The sequence below is a fragment of the Cupriavidus gilardii genome (assembly GCF_008801915.1).
In the GTDB taxonomy this organism is placed as follows: Bacteria; Pseudomonadota; Gammaproteobacteria; order Burkholderiales; family Burkholderiaceae; genus Cupriavidus; species Cupriavidus gilardii.
Window position 1 is genome coordinate 56832 of the sequence record NZ_VZOV01000003.1, and the last position, 19465, is coordinate 76296.

General features: G+C 64.9%; 15 protein-coding genes. 4 read left to right on the forward strand and 11 right to left on the reverse strand.

Going from position 1 to position 19465, the window contains the following annotated elements; all coding sequences use genetic code 11:
* Positions 1–157 precede the first annotated feature (157 nt).
* Positions 158–2113, forward strand: a complete 1956-nt coding sequence (gene dnaK, locus F7Q96_RS05865) for a molecular chaperone DnaK (RefSeq protein WP_053822472.1) — start codon at positions 158–160, stop codon at positions 2111–2113.
* Between the two features lie 185 nt (positions 2114–2298).
* Entirely contained in the window at positions 2299–3432 is a 1134-nt protein-coding gene (dnaJ, locus tag F7Q96_RS05870; protein WP_006575623.1) for a molecular chaperone DnaJ, read from the forward strand.
* A gap of 114 nt (positions 3433–3546) precedes the next feature.
* On the opposite strand, the gene F7Q96_RS05875 is transcribed toward dnaJ, so the two are convergent.
* On the reverse strand, positions 3547–4374 hold the full coding sequence (locus F7Q96_RS05875; RefSeq protein WP_151022242.1) for a hypothetical protein: 828 nt from the start codon (positions 4372–4374) through the stop codon (positions 3547–3549).
* 336 nt (positions 4375–4710) lie between these two features.
* A complete protein-coding gene (locus tag F7Q96_RS05880; protein ID WP_053822470.1) occupies positions 4711–8643 on the reverse strand; it encodes a hypothetical protein in 3933 nt (1310 codons plus the stop codon).
* A 357-nt stretch (positions 8644–9000) separates the two neighbouring features.
* Between F7Q96_RS05880 and F7Q96_RS05885 the strand changes: the two genes are divergently transcribed.
* Positions 9001–10866, forward strand: a complete 1866-nt coding sequence (locus F7Q96_RS05885; protein WP_170292916.1) for a bifunctional anthranilate synthase component I family protein/class IV aminotransferase — start codon at positions 9001–9003, stop codon at positions 10864–10866.
* Here the strand turns inward: F7Q96_RS05885 and F7Q96_RS05890 are convergent.
* From F7Q96_RS05890 to F7Q96_RS05930, 9 genes are all read right to left on the reverse strand, one after another.
* On the reverse strand, positions 10863–11585 hold the full coding sequence (locus tag F7Q96_RS05890) for an ATP-binding cassette domain-containing protein (RefSeq protein ID WP_053822469.1): 723 nt from the start codon (positions 11583–11585) through the stop codon (positions 10863–10865). The two genes, F7Q96_RS05885 and F7Q96_RS05890, sit on opposite strands and share 4 nt — an antisense overlap.
* A complete protein-coding gene (locus F7Q96_RS05895) occupies positions 11582–12280 on the reverse strand; it encodes an ABC transporter permease (protein WP_023263954.1) in 699 nt (232 codons plus the stop codon). The genes F7Q96_RS05890 and F7Q96_RS05895 overlap by 4 nt, the downstream gene beginning before the upstream one ends.
* Positions 12281–12289: 9 nt before the next feature.
* Entirely contained in the window at positions 12290–13111 is an 822-nt protein-coding gene (gene panB, locus F7Q96_RS05900) for a 3-methyl-2-oxobutanoate hydroxymethyltransferase (protein ID WP_053822468.1), read from the reverse strand.
* 49 nt (positions 13112–13160) lie between these two features.
* On the reverse strand, positions 13161–13523 hold the full coding sequence (locus tag F7Q96_RS05905; protein WP_006578922.1) for a DMT family protein: 363 nt from the start codon (positions 13521–13523) through the stop codon (positions 13161–13163).
* Positions 13487–14005: a 2-amino-4-hydroxy-6-hydroxymethyldihydropteridine diphosphokinase gene (folK, locus tag F7Q96_RS05910; RefSeq protein WP_053822467.1), complete on the reverse strand. Its 519-nt coding sequence runs from the start codon at positions 14003–14005 to the stop codon at positions 13487–13489. The genes F7Q96_RS05905 and folK overlap by 37 nt, the downstream gene beginning before the upstream one ends.
* Positions 14002–15507, reverse strand: coding sequence for a polynucleotide adenylyltransferase PcnB (gene pcnB, locus F7Q96_RS05915; RefSeq protein ID WP_053822466.1), 1506 nt, complete (start codon positions 15505–15507; stop codon positions 14002–14004). Before pcnB ends, folK begins: the two co-directional genes overlap by 4 nt.
* Position 15508: 1 nt before the next feature.
* Entirely contained in the window at positions 15509–16183 is a 675-nt protein-coding gene (locus tag F7Q96_RS05920; RefSeq protein ID WP_053822465.1) for a histidinol-phosphatase, read from the reverse strand.
* 113 nt (positions 16184–16296) lie between these two features.
* Positions 16297–17004, reverse strand: a complete 708-nt coding sequence (hda, locus tag F7Q96_RS05925) for a DnaA regulatory inactivator Hda (RefSeq protein ID WP_064576515.1) — start codon at positions 17002–17004, stop codon at positions 16297–16299.
* Between the two features lie 10 nt (positions 17005–17014).
* On the reverse strand, positions 17015–18085 hold the full coding sequence (locus F7Q96_RS05930; RefSeq protein WP_053822464.1) for an AI-2E family transporter: 1071 nt from the start codon (positions 18083–18085) through the stop codon (positions 17015–17017).
* 281 nt (positions 18086–18366) lie between these two features.
* Here F7Q96_RS05930 and purM point away from each other — a divergent pair, with 281 nt between their 5' ends.
* Entirely contained in the window at positions 18367–19419 is a 1053-nt protein-coding gene (gene purM, locus F7Q96_RS05935) for a phosphoribosylformylglycinamidine cyclo-ligase (RefSeq protein WP_053822463.1), read from the forward strand.
* Positions 19420–19465: the final 46 nt, after the last annotated feature.

The window sequence follows — 19465 nt, forward strand, 5'->3', positions numbered from 1 at the left end:
GACGGCGTCCCGGAAGCCCCCAGCGCGGCGCCCTAAAAACCAAGAAATTTACTCGGATTTGCTGGTTCCGCCCTTGAAAAGGTGCCGGCCGGCCACACTTCGGCCTCAGGTTGAGTTGAGGCCGCGCGGATAGCGATGGCTCAAGAGGAGAGAATAAATGGGTAAGATCATCGGTATCGACCTCGGTACCACCAACAGCTGCGTCGCGATCATGGAGGGCAACACGCCCAAGGTGATCGAGAACTCGGAAGGGGCGCGTACCACCCCCTCGGTCATCGCCTACATGGAAGACGGCGAGATCCTGGTCGGCGCCCCCGCCAAGCGCCAGGCAGTGACCAATCCCCGCAACACCCTGTACGCCGTCAAACGGCTGATCGGCCGCAAGTTCGAAGAGAAGGAAGTCCAGAAGGACATCGGCCTGATGCCGTACTCGATCGTCAAGGCCGACAACGGCGACGCCTGGGTATCGGTGCGCGATCAGAAGCTGGCTCCGCCGCAAGTCTCGGCCGAAGTGCTGCGCAAGATGAAGAAGACCGCCGAGGACTACCTCGGCGAGCCGGTGACCGAAGCGGTCATCACCGTGCCGGCGTACTTCAACGACGCCCAGCGCCAGGCCACCAAGGACGCGGGCCGCATCGCCGGCCTGGAGGTCAAGCGCATCATCAACGAGCCGACCGCGGCCGCGCTGGCCTTCGGCATGGACAAGAACGAGAAGGGCGACCGCAAGATCGCGGTGTATGACCTCGGCGGCGGTACCTTCGACATCTCGATCATCGAGATCGCGGACGTCGACGGCGAAAAGCAGTTCGAAGTGCTGTCGACCAACGGCGACACCTTCCTCGGTGGCGAAGACTTCGACCAGCGCCTGATCGACTACATCATCGGCGAGTTCAAGAAGGAGCAGGGCGTCGACCTGTCCAAGGACGTGCTCGCGCTGCAGCGCCTGAAGGAAGCCGCAGAAAAGGCCAAGATCGAACTGTCGAGCTCGCAGCAGACCGAAATCAATCTGCCGTACATCACGGCCGATGCTTCCGGTCCGAAGCACTTGAACCTGAAGATCACCCGCGCCAAGTTCGAAGCGCTGGTCGAGGAGCTGATCACCCGCACCATCGAACCGTGCCGCATCGCGATCAAGGACGCGGGCGTCAAGGTCAGCGACATCGACGACGTGATCCTGGTCGGCGGCATGACGCGCATGCCGAAGGTGCAGGAGCAGGTGCGCGAGTTCTTCGGCCGCGACGCCCGCAAGGACGTGAACCCGGATGAAGCCGTTGCCGTCGGCGCGGCGATCCAGGGCTCGGTGCTGTCCGGCGATCGCAAGGACGTGCTGCTGCTCGACGTGACCCCGCTGTCGCTGGGCATCGAGACGCTGGGCGGCGTGATGACCAAGATGATCAGCAAGAACACCACGATCCCGACCAAGCATGCTCAGGTGTTCTCGACGGCCGACGACAACCAGCCGGCGGTGACGATCAAGGTCTACCAGGGTGAGCGCGAGATGGCCAGCGGCAACAAGCTGCTGGGCGAGTTCAACCTGGAAGGCATCGCTCCGGCGCCGCGCGGCATGCCGCAGATCGAGGTGTCGTTCGACATCGACGCCAACGGCATCCTGCACGTCGGCGCCAAGGACAAGGCGACCGGCAAGGAAAACCGGATCACGATCAAGGCGAACTCGGGTCTGTCGGAAGAAGAGATCCAGCGCATGGTCAAGGACGCCGAGGCCAACGCCGAGGAAGACCGCAAGGCCCGCGAACTGGCCGACGCGCGCAACCAGGCCGACGCGCTGGTGCACTCGACCCGCAAGGCGCTGACCGAGTACGGCGACAAGCTGGAGTTGGGCGAGAAGGAAAAGATCGAGGCTGCGATCAAGGAACTGGAAGACGCCGCACGCGGCGGCGACAAGACCGAGATCGACGCCAAGGTCGCGGCGCTGTCCGAGGTCAGCCAGAAGCTGGGCGAGAAGGTCTACGCCGACATGCAGGCCAAGGCGGGCGAATCCGGCGCCGCCGGTGCTGCTGCCGGCGCTGGCGCGGCTGGCGGTGCGCACGAAGCGCAGCCGCAGGACGACAACGTCGTGGATGCCGAGTTCAAGGAAGTCAACGACAAGAAGTAATGCGACGGACATGGGATGGCGCGGGCCTTCCGCCGGCGCCATGCCTGTCCCGACGCCGGGCGGCGGATATCGGACCAAGCGCGGACCTGCGGGCCGGCGCCGTCGGATTTCCCCGCTCGGCTTTTTGCTATTCGTCGACCGGCGCGCATGTGCGCGCGGATCGGCCAATCAGGGTTTGAGCCACCATGGCAAAACGTGACTACTACGAAGTGCTCGGGGTAGGCAAGAACGCGAGCGACGACGACATCAAGAAGGCGTATCGCAAGCTCGCGATGAAGTACCACCCGGACCGCAATCCGGACAGCAAGGATGCGGAGGAGAAATTCAAGGAGGCCAAGGAGGCCTACGAGATGCTCTCCGACCCCGAAAAGAAGGCGGCCTACGACCAGTACGGCCACGCGGGCGTGGACCCGAACATGGCGGGCGGCTTCGGCGGTGCCCAGGGCTACGGCGGCTTCGCCGAGGCCTTCGGCGATATCTTCGGCGACATCTTTGGCCAGGCAGCCGGCGGCCGGCAACGCGGCGGTCCGCAGGTCTATCGCGGCGCCGACCTGCGCTACAGCATGGAGATCACGCTCGAGCAGGCCGCGCACGGCCACGAGGCGCAGATCCGCGTACCGCACTGGGACGACTGCGATCACTGCCACGGCAACGGCGCCGAGCCGGGCTCGCACGTCGAGACCTGCCCCACTTGTAAAGGCATCGGCCAGGTCCGTGTATCGCAGGGCTTCTTCACGATGCAGCAGACTTGCCCGAAGTGCCACGGCACCGGCAAGTACATCCCCAAGCCGTGCGTCAAATGCCACGGCCAGGGCAAGATCAAGACGCAGAAGACCCTCGAGGTCAAGATCCCGGCCGGCATCGACGAAGGCATGCGGATCCGCTCGACCGGCAACGGCGAACCCGGCATCAACGGCGGGCCTCCGGGCGACCTCTATGTCGAGGTCCATATCAAGCCGCACCCGGTGTTCGAGCGCGACGGCGACGATCTGCATTGCCAGATGCCGATCTCGTACGCTACCGCCGCGCTGGGCGGCGACCTCGAAGTGCCGACGCTGAACGGCAAGGCCAGCTTCCCGGTCCCCGAAGGTACCCAGACCGGCCGCACCTTCCGCCTGCGCGGCAAGGGCATCAAGGGCGTCCGCTCCGGCACGCCGGGCGACCTCTACGTGCACGTCAACGTCGAGACGCCGGTCAAGCTGACCGAAGCCCAGAAGGAGCTGCTGCGCCAGTTCGACCGCTCGGTCCACGAAGGCGGCTCGCGGCACAGTCCACAGGAGCAGTCCTGGCTGGATAAGGTGAAGAGTTTTTTTAGTTGAGGCTTGCTTCCCTGCGGTCGGCGGGGAGCGCCAAAAAAGTCAGCCGCGCCCTTTGTTGGGCGCGGCTTTTTTTTGTACGTGAATCGTTATGTTCTAGCTACCTGTGCTGGGCAGTCATACGACGTTGCATAGGAGCTCGGCGCAAGTGCGATTCGGCTTGGACCGATGGGTGCCCGTTTCCGATTTCTTCGGCTGCGGCGGTATCCAGTCGATCCGCTTCGGCTCTACGAAGTGGAAGGTTTTGACATCCTGGCGCCAGGTTTCATTGGGTTCGTAGTCGGGGTGCACGACATGGAAGGTGTTGGCGAAGGCTTGATTCATCGATGCCTCGTTGTCGAATGGGCCGAGGAAGCTGAGCGGAACGCCCTTCATTTCCGCGGCTAGCAGGCGAAGTTTGTAGTGATTTGTCGAGATGTATGAGTCGGGACCTTGCTCCAGGTCAGCACAGATCAGCGAGATTGAGTGCTTCAACTTTTCTCGGCTGTAGCTTGTATCCCTCATTAGCACGTTGTAAGGACGGCAGTAGAAGCGATCGGCTTGGGGCGGAGCCGGAGGCAGTACTGGGGCGCCAGGGAAGTGGCGTTGCAGAAATCGCCCCTTCGGGCCGGGACCGTATAGCAGTTCAAAATCCTCCATGTCGATTACGCCGTTCAAAAGGCACGCCACTAGCACGATGTCGTGCCGCGAATCGTGCAGTGGCAACTTCCGAGCATCGGCTGCCGAGATTCCCAGCCGTGTGAGGTGATGTGCCTTGATCCCATCGGGATGGTCAGAGTCTCGTCGAACGTGTTGGACAAACAGGTCGAGGGTGTCAAAAAAAACCTTGCGCGTTATCTTGTCGGCAGCGTACGCGGAGGCTACGAGCAAGATGGCCGGAATCCCAAGAAGTCGTACGTGGGCGCCGTGAACTGTCAAATTCCGCGCTTTTAGCGTCTTCAGCATGTCGCTCTTATCCAGAGGCACTGGATTTTGTGGGTTGCAAGCGTTCGCAACACCATTTGCGGAGGAGGCGCTGAGCGCGATAGCGAATTGGTCCAAGCGCTTCTCGTCTGAGGGGAATGAATCGATGCAAGCGCGCGCAATGAATGCTGATGCACGACGCGCGTGATCCAGAGGGTTTAGCGTGTTGAATGGTGAGCGGCTAGTGGAGGCGTGGAGCATGGTGTAACTCCTGGGATTGGATTGGGGAGCCGACTTGTGCTGCTCTGGGAACGGAACCGGTTGCGCAAATCGGGGAATATGACGCACGGACTGATTTTGTCGCGGCTACCCGAGCAATTAGGGGCTTGCCTCTTCAGATCCCGGTGCGTCTGTCTCCTCCAGAGATTTCGGTGCTCGCGAAGAGATTCGAGCGTTGAACCAAAGCAATTCCGTCGACACAGATACTGTTCTGGTCTCGGTAAGCATCACGTCACTGTGGATGCCGATTTCTTCTTCCCGATAGTCTCCCGTGTAGGCGCCGAATCCAGCAAGCTTGTAGTGCTCGTCGGTGATCAGCAGCGCCATGCAGCGCTGTGGCATACCATAGCGGCTAGTCAAATCGCCAAACGGTGAGCATGCACCGTTTAGTCCTTCCGCCAACGCTATCCACGTGTTGAGTTCGGCGAGTTTGTCGTCCACCAGATTTCGCCGAACCATGAAGGTCTGCCTTGAATCCCGGGCATGCAAAAGCGTGTACTGCAGGCACCTGTTGTGGTCCAGCTTCGCTACTTCAGGCGTCAACGATTCGTTGCAAGCGCTCCATTGCTTGTGTACCTCGGGTGTGTTCAAGTGGGCGATCAGGTCGTCGACATTCCGGAAAACGATGTCCCAGGCGAACGAAGGCTGCGTGATGCCGTCTCTCGTTTCGCGCCGAATAAAATGTTGAAGGCCCCGCTCCCTGAAGGCGACTTGCGCGCCCAACAGCTCGCCCGATGGCAGTCCGCTCTTGAGATGGCTCGTGAACTGCATGGGCAGCAGGGTAGCGAGCACCCGCACCGCTGCGTTGTATCGGGAGCCGGCTCCAATGCCATGAACCGCGACCCGCGTGGATCCTGTTCGGTCGATGCGTCTCTGCTTGATCAGCAGATCGGTCTCCTTGCCAAGGCGTGCATTGACAGAGCCATGAAGAACGCCTTCGTGGATCTTGGCACTGACGCCGACCGAAACGCCGGCGTTAACGGCTTCTGTCGAAGTCTTATTTTCAAAAACGTTCAGGGCGAGTTCGCCAGTCAGTAGGGGCTGAAAGCATTGGTTGCACAGCTCCAGAAGCGCTCGGTCACGTTTAGCCTGATGTGGCTGTGCGGCGAGATCCTTCTCGAACTTGCTTGCCAGTTTCTTGCCGAACACCACATTGACGGCGTTCTGCCCCGCCTTTACCCAATCCCTTGAACCGCGGATCGCCGGGGCACGTATGGCGATGCCCGTCTCGGTACCATCTCGATCGACGTAACTGACGTCCACGCCAACATCCAAAGCGGTCGTTGCGGAAACGGAGATACCGGCCCCGACCTGGCCGGTATCTCCCCTCGTCTCGCTCGCGGTAATCGTCTGTCCACCGACAGAACTGCTCAAGATGCCGAAGGTTCCCGTACGGGCCGTCGTACTTGCATGCGAGAATGACACGCTTATCGTAGGGGCCGGGCCTGCCAATATCGCAGCGGTGCCGGCGCCGATGCTGACGCTGGCCCCTACACCGGAGGCGCTCGAAACGCTACCCTTGGCGCCGTTACCGAGATTGGTGTCGATTCGATGACTTGCGATCTGCCGGAAGTCTTCCCTTGTCCGCGGCGCTTCGGGGAGGATCATCCCGGCATCAGCTTTGTCGCGGCCGGCTCGCAGCATCGCGACGATCTGCCGATACTGTTTGAAGCGGCGGCCTATCTCAGGAGCGTCCGTGGATGCTTCGGGCTTCAGCCGAACCGTTTGCTGAGTGGAGGCCGTGCGAGCGAGCATGGAGGCCTCAACAGCCCACTGGTCAATTGCGTCGAGATCGATCCGTGTGATGCGGTTCACTTCCGCTTCGATTTCCTGTAGGTGCGGAAGATTGCCCGGTAGATCCATCAAGTCGCTGATTACTGCTTTCTTGAATGCGTCTGTAACGGTATACGCGTGAAGACGCATGCCGAACTCGGTGGAGCCGAGCCATCGCGTTAGAAGACTGGATCGGACAATGCAGGCAGTTCGTGGCGTGGTCGTAATGTTGGGCGCAACCTCATCGGCGGGGGAATCGGGGTGCAAAGCCAATCCGGCGTTCTGATACTGCGCTTGTATCGCTGTCAGATGCATCCTTAGTCCATTTATGGACGCTCTGGTACTGCCTTTAATGTCGAGCCGGTGATAAGCCAGTTCAAGATCGTGTTCGGAGTAGCACTGAAATGCACTTTCGAGCTCGATCGCACGCGTCACGTTGTCGAGTCTCGTCAAAATATCTTCGAACTCTCGGTCTAATCGGGCTGTGGTTTCTGCCGGCAACCCAAGCTTCCGCAGTGCATCTCGGGAATCCAGCACATCCCGCAACAGTGCCTCATGCCGAAGCAACGGAGTCCCGGCGACCACCTTCAATTGCAACACCAGCAACCGTGTCATACGACCCATTGCCGTCTGGTGATCCTGGCTCTGTTGAACCACGGTTCTACGGGTCACAGCCTGCGTCATGGGATCAGCCAGCGCCAAGGCAACAGGTGAATCGTCGGGCATCACTTCATTCTCGACGCCAGTCTGCAGATCCACATGCCTGCGCGGCAGCCATTCCAGTACCAGCTTGTTGAGCAGGTGCTGGAACTGTGCCAGCAGGCCGTTGTCCAGGTCGTCCCGGAAGCCGTTACGCCACAAGGCGAGGGCCACGACTTCGTCTTTGGACAGCGGCGCGGTGAAGGATGGCGCGGCGTCTGGACCCTCCATCGCTCGGCGCTGAGCCTTCAGCCACGTCGGATCGGCCAGCGCTCGAATCTGCATCAGCTTGACGGAACCCAGCAACGCGCGATACGCAAGCCGGTTTTCCGGCGGGTGGTTTTCATCGGCGAGCATTGCCGCGGCAAATTCCGCGGCGCCAATTGGATGTCCGATCCAGGCTTGCAGGGCGGCAATCTCTCTCGCGACATTGCTGTCGCCGCGTGCCGCCCCACGGCTTTCATATTCCCGGCGGACGGCATCGGCGCGGGCAATGAGGTAATCGCACGATTGAAGATAGATCCGCAACGCGGCACGCCACTGCTTCGCAACCGGCTCGGCCAGGCCCGCGGGCGGGGGAATCAGGTCGCAGAGCATCTGGAAGCCAAGCTCGCAGCGCGAAAGATGCCGGGCGACCTGCCAACATGCAATCACCGCCTCATTGTCATTGCTCAATTGGTGCCACGGGCTGCGAAGCATGCGGAGGAGTTCGGCGGCCTTTTGCGGTGAGCGTTTCAGCGGCTCCAGTTCCGCCGAGACTTCGGTAGAGATGGCGCTGCCTAGTAGAAGGAGCTTTGCGAGAGTGACGATCGGTGGGTTTGATCCGGTTTCGATAGCACCCCCGAAGCCCTCGGCGACGAGACCGTGCAGCATGTCATACAGTCTGGCGAATGCACGTGACGCGTCCTCGCCGGCGAGATCGAATGCTGCTGCAAGTTCCCTCTTGCAGGCCTCCTCGTCCAATTCGGGCACAGCTGCGGCCCGGGATTCGATCGCCGGTCCAAAAAGCTGACGCAGCAAGCCGTTTCGCCACGCGTAGTCCCTGTCGCTCAAGGGTTTGCACACCGGCGAAATCTGGATCTGGGCGGCTGGCCGCGTACCATGGTTTCCCAAATGGTCAGCGACGTAGTCTGACTGAGCCTCCGTTGTCCTTTTCCCCGGCGTTTGGATACTGACCGTTGGCGTCAGTATCCTTGGCGGTCCTTTCGCATTCTCCTGCCCATCCGGAAACCGCAACCAGCTTTCCACCGTCTTGCCGATCCGGTAGGACCGGCTCCCTACGCCGCGGAGCTGAAAAAAATCCGCAACGCGGTGAGTGAAAAACTCCTTGATGGCCTGAATCAATCGCGCCGCGGGCGTCAGGTCTTCGATATCGAGACGGCAGACCTGAATGCCGAACTGATGAGTCCTGATTACCAGGTATTCGTGACCCTCGACCCGTACATTGAGGCAGCCGATATCGCCTTCGGGAACCCGGAGTATCCGTTCCTTCTTCGACCTTGGGATGGTGGCCAGGTCCTCAAGGCGCGCACACTGGATGAATGAGGTGCTGTCTCCCATTTCTCCCTCGTAGCGGTTTCAGTCCCGTGCGGCATGCACGGGTGGCGGTCCCGTTTTTTTGCGTCATCTCTGCGGATGGCATGGCGGCAACGATCCGCGCATTGCACGGAGGCCGCTATAAAAAACGGTGGAGACTTGTTTTTGCCGGTAACGACGAAGGGAACCGCCGTGTGGGAGCGCAAGCCGACGGCGGTGCCGCGCGGTGCTTTTTGCAAGGAATTGGTGCGAAGATCGGGTCGCGGGCGATAATGTCGGCTCTCCACAAGGTCTGCCCCGTCACCACGCCCGTGGTGTTCTCTCTGCCACTGCCCGATGTCCCCGTTGTCTCCTAGCCCAGGCTCTTCCGTTTCCTCCGCCTTGCCTCGGATCGACGAAGGAGGCCCCTTCGTACTGCTCGACGACGCCACTGACCCGATGGCGATGTGCCGGCTCTATACCGACTTCATGCGGATGGATGTCGTGCCGGCGGGTGCACTGCAAGAGCTGGAGCCAAGGCTCCGAGAGGGATGGAAGTTGGGATGGCATGCCTGCCTGTTTGCGCCGTACGAATTCGGCGCGCCGCTGGTCCGAGTGCCGACGCTCGCAAAGCCCAGTGCCGACAATCCGTTCGCCGACGGCGCGATGCGCGTCGTGTGGTTTGCCTCGAAAACGGTGTGCGAGGCGGCGGCCGTGCAACGCTGGCTGGAAGCGCAATCCGGCCCTGACAGGCCCGCCGGTGCGATGCAGATCCGCTCGGACACCGATGGCGAAGAATTTCACGCGGCCATCGCGCGCATCCACGAATGGATCGAGACCGGGCACACCTATCAGGTCAACTTCACGCAGCGTCTGCGCTTCGAAGCGTTTGGCGATCCGATCGCCTTCTATCGGGATCTGCGCCGCGCGCAGCCTGTGCCATATGGCGCGCTGGCCCGGCTGCCTGGCGATCGGTGGGTGTTGTCGCTATCGCCTGAGCTGTTCTTCCGCCACGATGGAGGCGGCCAGCTGGTGACCCGGCCGATGAAGGGCACCGCGTTGCGCAGCGGCGAGCCGGAGCGCGATGCGCAAGCCGCCGCTGCGCTGGCGGCCGACGCCAAGAACCGGGCCGAAAACGTGATGATCGTGGATCTGCTGCGCAACGACCTCGGCCGGGTCGCGCAGCCGGGTACGGTGCGGGTGCCAGAGCGCTTTGCCGTGCAGCCATTCGGGCAGGTGCTGCAGATGACCTCGACTGTCACGGCCAGCGCGCGCGCCGGGACCACGCTTGCCGGTCTGCTCGCTGCGCTGTTTCCGTGCGGCTCGATCACCGGTGCGCCGAAGCGCCGGACCATGGAGATCATCGCCGAGCTGGAGCGTGCGCCGCGCGGACTCTATACCGGGTCGATCGGCTGGGTCGATGCGCCGGAGCCGGGCGAGACGCTGGGACGGGCGGCGTTGTCCGTGGCGATCCGCACGCTGGTGCTCGGTCCGCGCCGCGACGATGGCTTGCGCGCCGGCGAAATGGGCGTCGGCAGCGGCATCGTGCACGACAGCGTTGCCGCGGACGAGTACGCGGAATGCGGCTGGAAGGCGCGCTTTCTGACGGGACACGATCCCGGCTTCACGCTGATCGAGACGATGCGGGTCGAGCAGGGCCGTTGCCTGCGCCTCGATGCGCATCTGGCCCGGCTGGGCGCCTCGGCAGCGTATTTCGGTTTTCGCTTCGACGAGGAGAAGGCGCGCGATGCGATTGCGCGGGAGCTGGCGTCCTCGGGACAAGGCCCCGCACGTCTGCGAGTCACGCTGGACAAGGCCGGAGCGTTGCAATTGACAAGCGGCGCGCTGGACCCGCTGCAGCCAGGGCCGGTCGGCCTGATCGTCGCCGCCGCCGTCTTGCCGGTCGCCGATTCCTTGCGCCGGCACAAGACCAGCGCGCGCGAAACGTTCGATGCCGGTTGGCGCGAGGCCGAGCGCGCCGGCGCTTTCGACGCCCTGTTCTTCAACACGCGCGGCGAACTGCTGGAAGGGGGGCGCAGCTCGGTCTTCGTTCGCGTCGACGGCCGCTGGCTGACGCCGCCGCTGGCGGCGGACATCCTGCCGGGCGTGATGCGGGATGCGGTGTTGCGCGATGGCGAGGCCCATCTGGGCGGCCCGGTGACGGAGAGCCCGATTACGCGCGAGATGTTGCTTCGGGCCGATGCGCTGGCGGTCGCCAATGCGCTGCGCGGCGTGCTGGCCGCCAGGCTTGCCGTGAACCAGCGCTAGCGATGGTGCGTGTCCAGCCGCCCGTCGGTCAGTTTCCAGCGCACCACGCCGGGCAGATTGATCAGGTCGCGGTCGTGGCAGATCATCACCACGGTGCGGCCCTCGGCGGCGAGTTCGCGCACCAGCGCGATCACCTGCTCGCGCGCGTGGCCATCCAGGTTGGAGGTCGGCTCGTCGAGCAGCAGCAGGTCGGGCTCCAGCACCTTGGCGCGGGCCAGCGCGACGCGCTGGATCTCGCCGCCGGACAGGCGGTCGGGCGCGGTGTCCTGGACATGCGTGATGCCGGCCCAGCCCAGCGCGGCGCCGACGCGGCGCGCGACCTCGTCGGCCGGCAGTCCGCGCGCGTGCAGTCCGTAGGCGATGTTCTCGCGCACCGAGGTGCGGAACAGGTACGGATGCTGATGCATGTAGGCGATGCGCTGGCGCAGCGCCGGCGGCAGCGGGTCCAGCGCGGCGCTGCACGGCTTGCCGTCCGCGCCGGTCCAGTCGACGGTGGCGCCCGGCGCCCGTTCGAGGCCGGCGATCATCCGCAGCAGCGTGGTCTTGCCCGCACCGTTGACGCCGGTCAGCACCACCGCGGTTGCGCGCGGAAAGGCCAGCGCGTCGATATCGAACAGGGCCCGGGCCCCGATGCGGCGGCGCAGCCCGCGTACCACCAGCAGTGGCGGGGCCAGCGCGTCCGCGGCGGGGCGGTTCAGCTCCGGTTCCGGTGCGTTCATCGGCGAAATCCTCCGGCGCCCTGCAGCCACGCCAGCAGCACGTTGACCAGCAGGGCCAGCGCTACCAGCACGATGCCCAGCGCGATGCCCTGGGCGAATTCGCCCTTGCTCGTTTCCAGCGCGATCGCGGTGGTGATGGTACGGGTCGAGCCTTCGATATTGCCACCGATCATCAGCGCCGAGCCGACCTCGGCGATCACGCGGCCGAAGCCGGCGACCACGGCCGCCATCAGGCCGAAGCGCAGCTCGCGCAGCACCGTAAAGAAGGTACGCCAGGCACCCGCGCCCAGCACCCAGGCGGTTTCGCGCAGCCGCGCGTCGGCGCCCTGCAGTGTCGACAGCGCGAACGCCAGCACCACCGGAAAGCCGATCACCGCCTGGCCGATCACCATGCCGGTCGGCGTGAACAGCAGCCCGAGGCTGCCCAGCGGCCCCTGGCGTGTCAGCAGCAGATAGAGGATCAAGCCAACCAGCACGGTCGGAAACGACAGGAAGGCCTGCGCCAGCACCACCACCAGCCGCCGGCCGGGAAAGTCATGGGTGGCGATCAGGTAGGCGGCGCCGACCGCGGGCACGGTGGCGATCGCCAGCCCGGCGAGGGCGATCTTCAGCGATGTCCACACGATCTCCCACAGCGCGGGATCGCCGCCGGCCAGCAAGGCAAAGGCGGTCGCGGTGGCCGCGCCGATCTCCATCGGGCGCCGTCAGGCCGTGAAGGTGTGTTCGGGCGCGGGGAAGCTGCCGTCCTTGACCGCGGCGATATAGGCGCGGATGGCGCCCTCGATCGAGGTCTGGCCTTCCATGAAGTTGCGCACGAACTTGGCCTTACGGCCCGGATAGATGTTCAGCATGTCCTGCAGCACCAGCACCTGGCCCGAGCAGTCCACGCCGGCGCCGATGCCGATGGTCGGAATCTCGAGCTGGCTGGTCACGGTGGCGGCCAGCGCGGCCGGCACCGCCTCCATCACGATCAGCTGGGCCCCCGCGCTCTGCAAGGCCTCGGCGTCGCGGCGCAGCTGGGCCGCGCTGGCGTCGGTCTTGCCCTGTACCTTGAAGCCGCCGAATGCATGGACGGACTGCGGGGTCAGCCCGATATGCGCGCACACCGGAATGCTGCGCTCGACCAGGAAGCGCACGGTAGGCGCCAGCCACTCGCCGCCTTCGAGCTTGACCATCTGCGCGCCGGCGCGCATCAGCGTCGCGGCGCTGGCGAAGGCCTGCTCGGGCGTGCCGTAGGTGCCGAACGGCAGGTCGCTGACCACCAGCGCGGTCTGGTTGCCGCGCGCCACGCATTCGGTGTGGTACGCCATCTGTTCGAGCGTGACGGGCAGCGTGGTCTGCTGACCCTGCATCACGTTGCCCAGCGAATCGCCGATCAGGATCACCTCGACGCCGCAGTGGTCGAGCAGCGCGGCGAAGCTCGAGTCGTAGGCGGTCAGCATCACGATCTTTTCGCCGGCGGCGCGCATCGCCTGCAGCTTGGGGATAGTGATGGACTTGCGGGAGGGTTCCAGGAGATAGCTCATCGATGTGCCTCGGAGGTCCGCTTGCCGGCGCCCGCGACGGGCGGCGCGTTCAGCTGCGGAAGATGAAATAGACGGCACCCACCATGCACAGCGCCGCCCACACGTAGTCCCACTTGAAGCTCTGCTGCATGTACAGCAGCGAGAACGGCACGAACACCGTCAGCGTGATCGCTTCCTGCAGGATCTTCAGTTGCGCCAGCGAGATGCCATGCTGGAAGCCGATCCGGTTGGCCGGCACCTGCAGCATGTATTCGAACAGCGCGATACCCCAGCTGACGATGGCCGCGATATACCAGGGGCGGCTGCTCAGGTCCTTCAGGTGGCCGTACCACGCGAAGGTCATGAACACATTGGACAGCGTCAGCAGGCCCGTGGTCAGGAGGAACGGAGAGATTCCGCTTGGCGCGTACATTGGCAGAAGGAGACCTTGTCGATGCGCTGGCCCGCGACCGCGGGCAGATGGTCGGCGGCGCGGCCCAGGCCCGGAATCACCAGGTCGGGTTCGAGTTCGAGCAGCGGCACCAGCGTGAACGCGCGCGCCGCCACGCGCGGATGCGGCACGGTCAGCTGCGCGCCGTCATGCATTTCGTCGCCGAACACCAGCAGGTCGAGGTCCAGCGTGCGCGGCGCATTGCGGAAGGGCCGCTCGCGGCCGAACTGGTCTTCGATATGGTGGCAGATGACCAGCAGCTGGGCGGCGGTGAAGCTGGTCTCCAGCTTGACCACCGCGTTGTAGTAATCGTCGCCGCTGGCATCGACCGGCGCGCTGCGGTACAGCGAGGATCGCGCGACGATGCGGATGCCGACCTGCTGCGCCAGGCAGACGATGGCGTCCTTGACGGCTTGTTTTGCGTCGCCCAGGTTGGCGCCGATGCCGATGAAGGCCAGTGTCATTCGGTTTCCTCCGGCTGGCCGCGCCTGCCACCTTGCTGGTCGGCTGGCGCGTCCATCTCATCCCGGGGGGAAACTTTATCCGATTTCCGTGCCGGCCGCCGACGGCGCTTCTTGCGCGCGGGACCTTCGCTGCCGGCGGTGCCGGAGGCGCGTGCCGCCTCGATCAGATTCTCGCGGCCTTCGGAATCGGCGTTCTGGAAGTCCTGCCACCAGCTCGCCAGTTCGGCCGGCATTTCGCCGGCCTCGCAGCGCAGCTGCAGGAAGTCGAAGCCGGCCCGAAAGCGCGGCGACTCCAGCAGCCGGAACGGCATGCGGCCCACGCGCTTCTCGAAGCGCGGCTGCATGCCCCAGATGTCCCGCATGTCGGTGACGAAGCGGCGCTGGATCGCCAGCTGGCCGGTCTGGCGCTCGAGCACGTCGTCCATTGCCGCATTGAGCGCCGCGATCGGATGCTCGCCGGCCTCGCGCAGCGACTTCCAGCGCTGCAGCACGTGGTGCCACAGCAGCGCGGCGAACAGGAAGCCCGGCGAAACGGGCTTGCCGGTCTGCACCCGGCGGTCGGTATTGTCCAGCGCCAGCTGCACGAAGCGCTGGCCCAGCGGCTGTTCGATCGCGACGTCGAGCAGCGGCAGCAAGCCCTTGTGCAGGCCGGCCTTGCGCAGCTCCTGCAGCGAGGCCCAGGCGTGGCCGGACATCAGCAGCTTGAGCATCTCGTCGAACAGGCGCGCGCTCGGCACGTTGTGGATCAGCGAGGCCAGATCGGCGATCGGCTGGCGCGTGGCCTCGTCGATGTCGAAGCCGGTCTTGGCGGCGAACCGTACCACGCGCAGCATCCGCACCGGGTCCTCGCGGTAGCGGGTGACCGGGTCGCCGATCATCCGCAGCGTGCGCGCCCGCATGTCTTCCATGCCGTGGTGGTAGTCGTGCACCGTCTGCTCGGCCGGGTCGTAGTACATCGCGTTGATGGTGAAGTCGCGCCGTTCGGCGTCCTCCGCCTGCGAGCCCCAGACGTTGTCGCGCAGCACCCGGCCGGAGGCGTCGATCGCGTGGGTCTTGTTGTCCAGTTCGGCGCGCTTGAGGCGGCGGCCTTCGGGCAGCGTTTCGCTGGCCACCGCGTCGACCAGCGCACGGAAGGTCGACACCTCGATGATTTCCTGCTCGCGCCCGCCGTAGAAGGTCACGTGCACGATCTGGAAGCGCCGGCCGATGATGCGCGAGCGGCGGAACAGCGCCTGCACCTGCTCGGGCGTGGCGTTGGTCGCCACGTCGAAGTCCTTGGGCTTGATGCCGAGCAGCAGGTCGCGCACCGCGCCGCCGACGATGAAGGCCTGGTAGCCGGCCTGCTGCAGCGTGCTGGTTACCTTGACCGCGTTGCGCGACAGCAGCGCCGGATCGATCTGGTGCTCGTCGGCGGTGATGATGCGCGGCGTGTGGGCGCGGCCGAGGCGGCGCTGCTTGGGCCCGGGCTTGCCCAGCAGCCGGTTGATTAGCTTCTTGATCACGTCAGAACAGGTCCATGATGCGCCAGCCGGCCGCGGCGGCATGATGGCGGAGGCGCTCGTCCGGGTTGGTGGCGATCGGCTCGGTGACCTTGGCCAGCAGCGGCAGGTCGTTCATCGAATCGCTGTAGAAGGTGGTGGTGGCGAAGTCCTGCCAGCGCGCGCCCTGTTCCTTCAGCCAGGCCTCGACGCGGGCGATCTTGCCTTCGCGAAAGCTCGGGATGCCGAACACTTCGCCGGTGTAGGCGCTCTCGGCCAGGCCGTCGGCGGTGGCCGGTTCGGTGGCGATCAGGTGCTTGATGCCGAAGGCGGCGGCGATCGGCGCGGTGACGAAGCTGTTGGTTGCCGTGACGATGGCACACAGGTCGCCGGCATCCAGATGCTTGTAGACCAGCGCGCGAGCCTGCGGCGTGATGGCCGGCTCGATCACTTCATGCATGAATTGCTGGCGCCAGGCGTTCAGGCGCTCGCGCGGATGAGCGGCCAGCGGGGCCAGCGCGAACTTCAGGAAGGCCTGGATATCGAGGGTGCCGGCCTTGTAGTGGCCGTAGAACTCGTCGTTCTTGCGACGGTAGGGTTCCTCGTCGACCACGCCGAGACGGACCAGAAAGCGGCCCCATTCGTGGTCGCTGTCGGTCGGGATCAGGGTGTGGTCGAGGTCGAACAATGCCAGATTCATGGGCGGCGATTTTACCTTAAGGGGATGACGGCCGGCTGGCGGCCAATTGCAGGGACCGTGCCAGGACGCGGGCCGGGTGCAGACCTGGCGACGGCTTTTGGCCGGCCCGCGCGCTATTCACGCAACTCGGCGAACATTTCGCGCAACAGCGGCAGCGTCACTGCCCGCTTGCGTTCGAGCGAATAGGTGTCGAGCGCGTCCAGCAGCGCCATCAGGCTGGGCATGTCGCGATAGTGACGTGTCACCAGCCAGTGCGGGATTTCGGGAGACAGCTGCAGCCCGCGTTCGCGCGCGGCCTGCACCAGTGCCGCCATCTTGTCGTCGTCCGACAGCGGCGCGAGCTGGTAGACCAGGCCCCAGCCGAGCCGCGTGCGCAGGTCCTCGCGCACCGGCATGGTGACCGGGGCCAGGCTGCCGGCCACCACCAGCGCGGTGCGCACGTGCGCGCGGACCTCGTTATACAGCGAAAACACCGCGATCTGGCGGGCCTCGTCGAGCAGGTCGACATCGTCGACGGTGTACAGCTGGCAGCTCGGATCGAAGATGAAGTCGGCCAGCGCGTGGTGCGGGCTCAGATAGCGGCAGCGCAGGCCGGCATGGGCGCCGGCATCGCACAGCGCGTGCAGCAGATGGGTGCGGCCCGAGCCGGTCTCGCCCCACAGATAGATCAGCCGGTCGGCGGCGCGCTCCTGCGCCACCGCGCCCGGCAGCTCGCGCAGCCGTTGCACCGGCTCGCGGTTGGCCGACACGAAGAAGTTCTCGAAGGTCGACGGCGGCGGGCTGCCGAGTTCCAGCGACAGTTGCTTGGGGCGCGGAGACATGGCGTATCGATTACTTCCGGTAGAGGTCGCTTGTCACGTACAGCCGCCGCAGCTGGCGGGCGCCAACCAGCAGGACCGCGCAGGTCGGCAGCGCCAGCAGCACGCCGAAGAAGCCGAACAGCTGCCCGAAGGCGAGCAGGGCGAAGATCACCACCAGCGGATGCAGGCCGATCCGGTCGCCCACCAGCCGCGGCGTCAGATAGAAGCTCTCGACGAACTGGCCGATGCCGTAGACCAGCGCGACCGCGCCCAGTCCGTACAAGTTGCCGAACTGCAGCAGCGCCGCGACGATCGCCAGCGCCAAGCCGAAGCCGAAGCCGATATAGGGGATGAAGACTGCCAGGCCGGTGAACACGCCGATCGGGATCGCGATCTCGAAGCCGGCGATGGTCAGGCCGATCGAATACAGCGCGGCCAGGATCAGCATCACCAGGATCTGCCCGCGCAGATACTGCGACAGCAGCGCGTCGGTTTCGGCCGTCAGCTCGCGTACCTTGGGCACCCAGCGGCGCGGCACCAGGCCCTCGATCCGGCGCATCACCATGTGCCAGTCCATCAGCAGATAGAACATGACGATCGGCACCAGCAGCGCCAGCCCGCCGTAGGTGACCAGCGCCGTGCCGGAGACGCGCACATAGGTCAGCAGCACCGCCAGCAGGTCCTCGGGGCTGGCGGCGAAGCGCTCGGACATCATGCGGCGCAGGCCCGGGAAGTCGAAGCGCACGCGCACGCCAAGCTCGGACAGCCGCGGGGCCACCACCGAATTGAGCTTCTTCAGCAGCTCGGGCAACTGCTCGCGCAATTGCGGAATCTCGCGCTGGAGCACGGCAATGACCAGCAGCACCAGCAGCACCACGACGACGATCAGCAGCAGGATCATCAGCGAGACGGCGATCATCCGCGGCACCTTGTGCCGCTGCAGCCAATCGACGCCGGGGTTCAGGATATAGGCGAAGATGAACGCGAACAGGAAGGGCGACAGCACCGGCGCCAGCGCCAGCAGCGTGGCGAACAGCACGACGCCGAGCGCGACCCAGAGCAGAATGCGCTTGGCCTCGTGGGACAGCAGGGGGGCGTTCATCGGGAAAGTCGGGAAAAGACCGGCAAAAAGAGACCAGCAAAAAAGAAGGGCGAGAACGGGCGGCAAGCGCGCGTCGTCGCCCGGCGGCGGCGGGTTTGCATGGCGCGAGCCGATGCAACTGGAAGCCGACACCCTGTATCCGTTAAAATCGCGATTCTACTGGACTCGCGACCGGCCAACCGGTGCCGCGAGGGCCGCATTCCTCACTTGTGCGTGGTCCGACGCTTGATCCGACTCGCCCGAGTGTCGTCATTTCCATCATCCAGGACCCGCAGAACTCCATGAGCGCAGCCCCCACTTCCGGCCAGGCAGGCCTTTCGTACCGCGATGCCGGCGTTGACATCGATGCGGGCGACGCGCTCGTCGACCGTATCAAGCCCTTTGCCAAGCGCACCATGCGCGAGGGCGTGATGGCCGGCATCGGGGGCTTCGGGGCGCTGTTCGAGCTGTCGCGCAAGTTCAAGGAGCCGGTGCTGGTGTCGGGCACGGACGGCGTCGGCACCAAGCTGAAGCTGGCCTTCCAGCTGAACCGCCACGATACCGTGGGCCAGGACCTGGTCGCGATGAGTGTCAACGACATCCTGGTACAGGGCGCCGAGCCGCTGTTCTTCCTCGACTATTTCGCCTGCGGCAAGCTGGACGTCGATACCGCCGCCACCGTGATCCAGGGCATCGCCCATGGGTGCGAGCTGGCCGGCTGCGCGCTGATCGGCGGCGAGACCGCGGAGATGCCGAGCATGTACCCGGACGGCGAATACGACCTGGCCGGCTTCGCGGTCGGCGCGGTCGAGAAGAGCCGCATCATTGACGGCACCGCCATCGTGCCTGGCGACGTCGTGCTGGGCCTGGCCTCGTCGGGCGCGCATTCGAACGGCTACTCGCTGGTGCGCAAGATCATCGAGGTCGCCAAGCCCGATCTGGACGCCGATTTCCACGGCCAGCGCCTGCAGGACGCCATCATGGCGCCGACCCGCATCTACGTGAAGCCGCTGCTGTCGCTGATCGAGACGCTGCCGGTCAAGGGCATGGCCCACATCACCGGCGGCGGCCTGACCGAAAACGTGCCGCGCGTCCTGCCCAAGGAAGTCACCGCGGTACTGCAGCGCGATGCGTGGACGCTGCCGCCGCTGTTCCAGTGGCTGCAGGCCCAGGGCCGCGTCGCCGACGACGAGATGCACCGCGTGTTCAACTGCGGCATCGGCATGGTGGTGATCGTCGCCAAGGAAGATGCCGAACGCGCGATCCGGCATCTGCAGGCGGCCGGCGAGGCGGTGTGGCAGATCGGCGAGATCCGCGAGCGCGAGGAAGGACAGGCGCCGACCGTGGTGGTCTGATCTCCCTTCGGCTCTGGAATGCCGAAAGAAAACAGGCGGATGCTCG